The sequence below is a fragment of the Aliivibrio finisterrensis genome, assembly GCF_008933155.1.
Lineage (GTDB): Bacteria > Pseudomonadota > Gammaproteobacteria > Enterobacterales > Vibrionaceae > Aliivibrio > Aliivibrio finisterrensis.
The window spans coordinates 1-8,056 of the sequence record NZ_WBVP01000037.1 but is presented as its reverse complement, the minus strand read 5'-3'; the positions used below and the strand labels follow the sequence as shown (position 1 = coordinate 8,056).

At 36.8% G+C, this 8,056-nt stretch carries 6 protein-coding genes; all 6 read right to left on the bottom strand.

Annotated features, from left to right (window positions below; all coding sequences use genetic code 11):
- Positions 1-106 precede the first annotated feature (106 nt).
- Complete coding sequence (locus tag F8B77_RS16995) at positions 107-529, bottom strand: GNAT family N-acetyltransferase (RefSeq protein WP_151656827.1); 423 nt, start codon at positions 527-529, stop codon at positions 107-109.
- 167 nt (positions 530-696) lie between these two features.
- Positions 697-1,011 carry a type II toxin-antitoxin system RelE/ParE family toxin gene (locus F8B77_RS16990; protein ID WP_011263487.1) on the bottom strand — a complete coding sequence of 105 codons (315 nt, stop codon included), beginning with the start codon at positions 1,009-1,011 and terminating at the stop codon, positions 697-699.
- Complete coding sequence (locus F8B77_RS16985) at positions 1,002-1,256, bottom strand: type II toxin-antitoxin system Phd/YefM family antitoxin (RefSeq protein WP_011263488.1); 255 nt, start codon at positions 1,254-1,256, stop codon at positions 1,002-1,004. Before F8B77_RS16985 ends, F8B77_RS16990 begins: the two co-directional genes overlap by 10 nt.
- Positions 1,257-4,867: 3,611 nt before the next feature.
- The gene (locus tag F8B77_RS16960; protein ID WP_167512855.1) at positions 4,868-5,362 is read right to left on the bottom strand and encodes a GNAT family N-acetyltransferase; all 495 of its coding nucleotides are present in this window, start codon (positions 5,360-5,362) and stop codon (positions 4,868-4,870) included.
- A 1,861-nt stretch (positions 5,363-7,223) separates the two neighbouring features.
- A complete protein-coding gene (locus F8B77_RS16940; protein WP_151656826.1) occupies positions 7,224-7,514 on the bottom strand; it encodes a hypothetical protein in 291 nt (96 codons plus the stop codon).
- A 269-nt stretch (positions 7,515-7,783) separates the two neighbouring features.
- The gene (locus F8B77_RS17570) at positions 7,784-7,930 is read right to left on the bottom strand and encodes a hypothetical protein (protein WP_167512854.1); all 147 of its coding nucleotides are present in this window, start codon (positions 7,928-7,930) and stop codon (positions 7,784-7,786) included.
- Positions 7,931-8,056 lie beyond the last annotated feature (126 nt).

The following is an 8,056-nucleotide window of genomic DNA, read 5'->3' as shown; positions in this document are numbered from 1 at the left end:
GCTGCCATGCAAATTAAGCTCAATTTACCACTTAACACGGTAAACCAAAAGAAATCTAGAATGCCGAATGTAGCAAATCGTGTTGATGCATTTGTTATGTGTGTTTTTATTGAACCAATGAACTTTTAAGTACGAAATGATCATCGACCGTTTCAATTACTGTCCATTTTAGATTTGAATACAATGCAGGAATATGAGTAAAAACCAGCAACTCTGGTTCAACCATTTCATTAACCATTTTTTCAGCATGATTAATCAATAGTGAGCTAATTCCTTGCTTACGATTTTCAGACTTAATAAAGACAGCATTAATCCAAACAGCCTGCTCTTGAGTAATTGGAGATAGAAAACGAGTAAAAACTAAACCACCAATTAATTCACCATTTTCTAAGGCAATAATAGGATTTGGGATAACTTTTCCATCCTTTGTTTTAGCCAGTGGTTCAACATCATCCCACTCACTTTCAAACCATTGATACAATTCAGCTAAATACGGTGAATTACTTTCAACCGTTTGAATTAAAACCATAATTACTCCATTAAACCTATCATTTCCGTGAAAACACATAACGCCTGCATAACACGTTTGCTACGATACAGACTTAGCTGAATTTTACTGCCTTAATCACTGAAACTAAAGCAAACCGACAACGCCGAGTGTAGCAAATCGTGTTGATGCGATTGTTAAATGAACTCTTACTGCAAACCACGGTCATTGAGAACAAATTGGCGTAACTCGCGCTCTTCCCTCATGACGTAAAGAATATATACAATATCATCGTTGGTTACTTTGTAAAAAATACGGCATGGCGGCAATACAATTTCACGATAATCTAAATGAGGAAGCTCAGGAACACTACGGCCTGATAATGGAAAATCCTCTAAACGCTCAACACGATGGAAAACTGATTGAACTAACGCCTTAGCCGCTAAGATATTATTAATAGCGATATATTCTGCAATTTCGTCCAAATCTAATAATGCTGATTCAGTCCAATTAATTACAGCCATTTATTCATCTTCTCTTTTGCGGCTTCATGAGAAACTACACGATTATCTGAAATTGCTTTTTCACCGCGAGCAATACCTTCAAGAATAGCAATTCGTTTTTGCATAAACTCGTAATCATCAACATCTAACAAATAAGCAGACGGTTGACCGTGCTCTGTAATTAACACTGGTTCTTTTGAAGCATGAAGTTCAGAAAGAATCTTGGTTGCTTGACGTTTTAATGTAGTGACTAATTCAACTTTCATATTCAGTTTCCATTATCGAAAGAACAAAGTATCACTATTGTATCACTTAATTATCCATTGAGACAGTTCATTTAACGCCGTAATAACACGTGCGAACGGCTTACTTTCCAAACCAATTATACTTCAAACCACAAACGCCGAGTGTAATTAGCATCGTGTTGATTGCTTTGTTACACGATCTTTGTCAACGCTCCGCTTTAATTGGTAAAGAACTGATTTACCAATAATATTTACAAACCAATTTTAAATTACAAAAGCTAATTTAGCGAACAAAAGAACCGTTCAACTGCAAAAACTGCGAAACGAAGCAATCCTTTTTCTAGCATCATTTGTACGATTTGGCTTCAACAATTTTTTAGCTTATAAACCAAATATCCTTGCCACCATTGGGATTGAAAATGCTACGAAGAAAACACTGATGCACGATAAAATGAGGCATAACCAAAGAACAATTGAAGCGTAAAAATGCCTCTGAAACGCATGAACTTAGACCGAAAATAGTTAATTGCCGAACCTTATGAAATGAAAACTAAAAGGAAACAAAGAAGAAGAGAAACCACCCTACTTTTACATCTAAAAATCGAATGGTTCTATCGCTGAACTGAGCAAAAAAACTGCTATCTTTAGTTCGTGTAACGCCGCAATAACACGTGCGAAAGACCGACTTACAAAACCAATTATACTCTAAACCGCGAATGCCGAATGTAAATAGCATCGTGTTGATTGCTTTGTTACACGATCTTTGTCAACGCTTCCATTAACTTGGTAAAGAATTGATTTACCAAGATTTACTGTAAACTGAGTTTAATTAGACTAGCTCAATTTAGCGAGCAAAATATCCAATCAACGGCAATAACTGTGAACCGAAACAATCCTTTTTCTTACACCATTTGTACGATTTGGTTTCAGCCAGTTTGGAACTGATAAACCAAATATCCTAACCACAATTGGGATTGAAAATACTGAGAGGAAAACACTGATACAGACTAAAATGAGGCATAACCAAAGAACAATTGAAGCGTAAATTAGCCACTGAAACGCCTGAATTTAGGACAATAATAGTTCAATGCCGAACCTGACGAAATGAAAACTAAAAGGCAACAAAGAAAAAGGAAATCCACCCTACTTTCACGCCTAAAAAACTAACGGCTCAATCGCTGAACTGAGCCAAAAAACTGCGATCTTAGAGTTCGTGTAACGCTGGCATAACACGTTTATTACTATGCAAACCAACCTGAATTTTACTGCAATAATCACAAAACCAAAGGCAAACCCAGAACGCCGAATGTAATAAATCGTGTTGATGCGATTGTTGTGCGTGCTTACTTTCGGCTTGGCCAACTTGGTAAAGAACTGCCTTGCCAAGATTTTCTAAGCCCTGATTCTAATTTACCGATGTCAATTAAGCGAACAAAATGTTCTTAAATTGCGAGATAAAGTGAATGGAAAACAGATACATTTCTTACGCCATTTGAACGGCTTGGTTTCAGCAAATTTTGAACTGATAAACTAAATACACTCGCCACAATTTGGATTGAAAATGCTGCGAGGAAAACACTGATGAAGACTAAAATGAGGCATAACCAGAGAACAATTGAAGCGTTAATTAGCTTCTGAAACGCCTGAACTTAGGGAAATAAGGGCTAATTTGCCGAACCTGATGATACGAAAACCAAAAGGCAACAAAGAAGAAATTTACGCTTACTAAGCCGAAACTACGAAAGCCGCGATCCTTTTGATGAACCGTGCAAAAAATTTCGGACTCAGTACGCACAACGCCGCAATAACACGTGCGAACGACCGACCTTCAAAACCAATTACACTCCAAACAACAAACGCCGAGTGTAATTAGCATCGTGTTGATTGCTTTGTTACACGATCTTTGTCAACGCTTCGCTTTAATTGGTAACAAACTGATTTACCAATAATATTTAGAAACCAATTCTAAATTACAAAAGCTAATTTAGCGAACAAAAGAAACGTTCAACTACAAAAACTGCGAAACAAAGCAATCCTTTTTCTAGCACCATTTGTACGATTTGGTTTCAGCCAATTTGGAGCTGATAAACCAAATATCCTCGCCACAATTGGGATTGAAAATACTGAAAGCAAAGCACTGATGCAGAATAAAATGAGGCAAAACCATGAACAATTGAAGCGTGAATTAGCTTCTGAAATCCATGAACTTTTGACAATAATGGTCAATTGCCGAACCTGATGAAATGGAAACTAAAAGGCAACAAAGCAAAAGATAAACCACCCTACTTTCACACCTAAAAAGCTAGTGGTTCAATCGCTGAACTGAACCAAAAAAACTGCATTCTCAGAGTTCGTATAACGCTGGCATAACACGTTTATTACTATGCAAACCAACCAGAATTTTACTGCAATAATCACAAAACCAAAGGCAAACCCAGAACGCCGAATGTAATAAATCGTGTTGATGCGATTGTTGTGCGTGCTTACTTTCGGCTTGGCCAACTTGGTAAAGAACTGCCTTGCCAAGATTTTCTAAGCCCTGATTCTAATTTACCGATGTCAATTAAGCGAACAAAATGTTCTTAAATTGCGAGATAAAGTGAATGGAAAACAGATACATTTCTTACGCCATTTGAACGGCTTGGTTTCAGCAAATTTTGAACTGATAAACTAAATACACTCGCCACAATTTGGATTGAAAATGCTGCGAGGAAAACACTGATGAAGACTAAAATGAGGCATAACCAGAGAACAATTGAAGCGTTAATTAGCTTCTGAAACGCCTGAACTTAGGGAAATAAGGGCTAATTTGCCAAACCTGATGATACGAAAACCAAAAGGCAACAAAGAAGAAATTTACGCTTACTAAGCCGAAACTACGAAAGCCGCGATCCTTTTGATGAACCGTGCAAAAAATTTCGGACTCAGTACGCACAACGCCTGCATAACACGTTTACTACTATGCAGATCAAGCTGAATTTTACCGCCATAAACACAAAAACCAAAGACAAACCTACAACGCCGAATGTAGTAAATCGTGTTGATGCATTTGTTACACGATCTTTGTCAACGCTCCATTAACTTGGTAAAGAATTGATTTACCATGATTTACTATAAATTGAGTTTAATTAGACTAGCTCAATTAAGCGAGCAAAATATCACTTCAACGGCAATAACTGTGAAACGAAACAATCCTTTTTCTAGCACCATTTGTACGATTTGGTTTCAGCAAGTTTTGTACTGATAAACCAAATATCCTAACCACAATTCGGATTGGAAATGCTGCGAGCAAAACACTAATGCAAACTAAAATGAGGCAAAACCATGAACAATTGAAGCGTGAATTGGTTTCTGAAATCCATGAACTTTTGGCAATAATGGTCAATTGCCGAACCTAATGAAACGGACACTAAAAGGTAACAAAGAAGAAGGAAAACCGCCCAACTTTCACATCTAAAAATCGAACGGTTCTATCGCAGAACTGAGCCAAAAAAAACTGCAATCTTTAGTTCGTGTAACGCCTGCATAACACGTTTACTACTATGCAATTATACTTAATATTGACGCCTTAAAACGAGAAACACTCGGCAAACTGAGATTGCCGAGTGTAGTAAATCGTGTTGATGCGATTGTTAACTGACTTTTTCAAAGCGTATAAAGTGCATTTCTAAGTCCACATCAATGTCCAAAGAAAATTGGTAACAGTTACCTACAACATTTCTTGTTGCTGAAAGCCAAAATTTTAATGCTGCCTCATTTTCCTTTAAAATTCGAATTTGCCATTTACCAGGGTGATTTGCCAAAATTGCCATGAGAGCATTTTTACCAATTCCTTTACCTTTGAATTTGCGTAATACAAAAAACTGTTCGATATCAAAAACTTCAAGATCATCTGGGTATTTACGAATTAGAGCAAATCCAGCGAGTTCATTATCCGCATAAAGGAAATAAGGAACACTGTTAATATCCTTCCAATATGGTTCTAATGTTGCTGATTTGAAAGAATACGAACCACTTTCATCAGGATTCCAACCCATAAATTCAGACATATCATATATATAATAATGGAATAAATTTTCCAATATATGCCTTGAATCAGAACCTATTTGCCTTAGGGATACTTCCATATTTCCACCTAGTCAGTTAACGCCGCAATAACACGTGCGAAAGACCGACTTACAAAACCAATTATACTTCAAACCGCGAATGCCGAATGTAAATAGCATCGTGTTGATTGCTTTGTTATACGAGCCTTGCTTTCGCTCCAATTAACTTGGTAAAGAACTGATTTACCAAGACTTGCTGTAAACTGAGTTTAATTAGACTGGCTCAATTAAGCGAGCAAAATATCCAATCAGCGACAATAACTGTGAAACGAAACAATCCCTTTTTCTTACACCATTTGAACGATTTGGTTTCAGCCTGTTTAGAACTAATAAACCAAATATCATTGCCACAATTGGGATTGAAAATGTTGAGAGAAAAACACTGGTGCAGGCTAAAATGAGGCATAACCAAAGAACAATTGAAGCGTAAATTAGCCGCTGAAACGCCTGAACTTAGGGCAATAATAGTTCAATGCCGAACCAGATGAAACGAACACCAAAAGGCAGCAAAGAAAAAGGAAAACCACCCTACTTTCACACCTAAAAAGCTAATGGTTCAATCGCTGAAGTGAACCAAAAAACTGCATTCTCAGAGTTCGTATAACGCCGCAATAACACGTGCGAAAGACCGACTAACAAAACCAATTATACTCCAAACCGCGAATGCCGAATGTAAATAGCATCGTGTTGATTGCTTTGTTATACGAGCCTTGCTTTCGCTCCAATTAACTTGATAAAGAACTGATTTACCAAGATTTGCTGTAAAACGATTTTAATTAGACTGGCTCAATTAAGCGAGCAAAATATCCAATCAACAACAATAACTGTGAAACGAAACAATCCCTTTTTCTTACACCATTTGTACGATTTGGTTTCAGCCAGTTTTGAGCTGATAAACCAAATATCCCAACAACAATTGGGATTGAAAATGCTGAGAGCAAAACACTGATGCAGGTTAAAATGAGGCATAACCAAAGAACAATTGAAGCGTGAATTTGTTTCTGAAATCCATGAACTTTTGGCAATAATGGTCAATTGCCGAACCTGATGAAACGAACACCAAAAGGAAACAAAGAAAAAGGAAAACCACCCTACTTTCACACCTAAAAAGCTAATGGTTCAATCGCTGAACTGAACCAAAAAACTGCATTCTCAGAGTTCGTATAACGCCGCAATAACACGTGCGAAAGACCGACTTGCCAAACCAATTATACTCCAAACCGCGAATGCCGAATGTAAATAGCATCGTGTTGATTGCTTTGTTATACGAGCCTTGCTTTCGCTCCAATTAACTTGGTAAAGAACTGATTTACCAAGATTTGCTGTAAAACGATTTTAATTAGACTGGCTCAATTAAGCGAGCAAAATATCCAATCAACAACAATAACTGTGAAACGAAACAATCCTTTTTCTTACATCATTTGAACGATTTGGTTTCAGCCAGTTTGGAACTGATAAACCAAATATCCTAACCACAATTGGGATTGAAAATGCTGAGAGCAAAACACTGATACAGGCTAAAATGAGGCATAACCAAAGAACAATTGAAGCGTAAATTAGCCACTGAAACGCCTGAACTTAGGGCAATAATAGTTCAATGCCGAACCTGATAATACGAATATTAAAAGGCAACAAAGAAAAAGGAAAACCACCCTACTTTCACACCTAAATAGCTAATGGTTCAATCGCTGGACTGAACCAAAAAACTGCATTCTCAGAGTTCGTATAACGCCGCAATAACACGTGCGAACGACTTACTTACCAAGCCAATTACACTCTAAACCGCGAATGCCGAGTGTAATAGCATCGTGTTGATTGCTTTGTTATGTTTTATTCCAACCAGCTGATTTTATTAAAAATAGCCTTAGAAATCTCAACTAGTTTAAGACATTATTGCCTTACTTCTAAAAAGTGTTTTTTTGCATGATAAGCAAATATGTTTATAACGAGGATCTGCATGAGCTGTTAATGGTTGAAAGATCACTTTGTCTGAACCACAACTAAAGCATTTAGCACTTTCTGGATCTGCCGTTTTACATTCAGGATGTTTTATCAAATAGTTCTCAAGTGTCGGCAATTTGTGCCAATCATCATCCTGTGGCTTCGAATATGATACGAAATAGTAGAATATTGCAGCCGCGCCTAAAACTAAAACCAACCAAATGAAATCCATCTCTTTTCCTCAAGTTATCCCGAAAACATAACGCCTGCATAACACGTTTGCTACCATGCAGATTAAGCTCAAATTTACCACTTAACACGGTAAACTCAAAGAAACCTAGAATGCCGAATGTAGCAAATCGTGTTGATGCATTTGTTATAACCATCTGATAATTTTACTGAAACCGTAACTGTTTACCTTCAACATTATAATCACTACCTTGATCATCTTATTTCCAGCAAGTCATATCCTTTGGCACCGATAACTATCACTTATTTGCTTTATTTTTTCTTCGTAACAATAACGTAATTAATTAGAGTTAATCCAATGACAAAACACCAAAATTGTAAGCTAGATAGCACCGTTGAAACAGATCCAACAAGTAAACCAGAACCAAGCCCAATTGCAATTTTTTGAAGAGTTGTCATTTTAAAAGTCCTTTTTTATTCAATGATTACTAAATAGCTGCAATCTATAGTATGAAATCAACTCTACCTTAACTATCACATAAACTATTAATATTTAAGTGTATTTGAGAAATATCTCACCTAGGT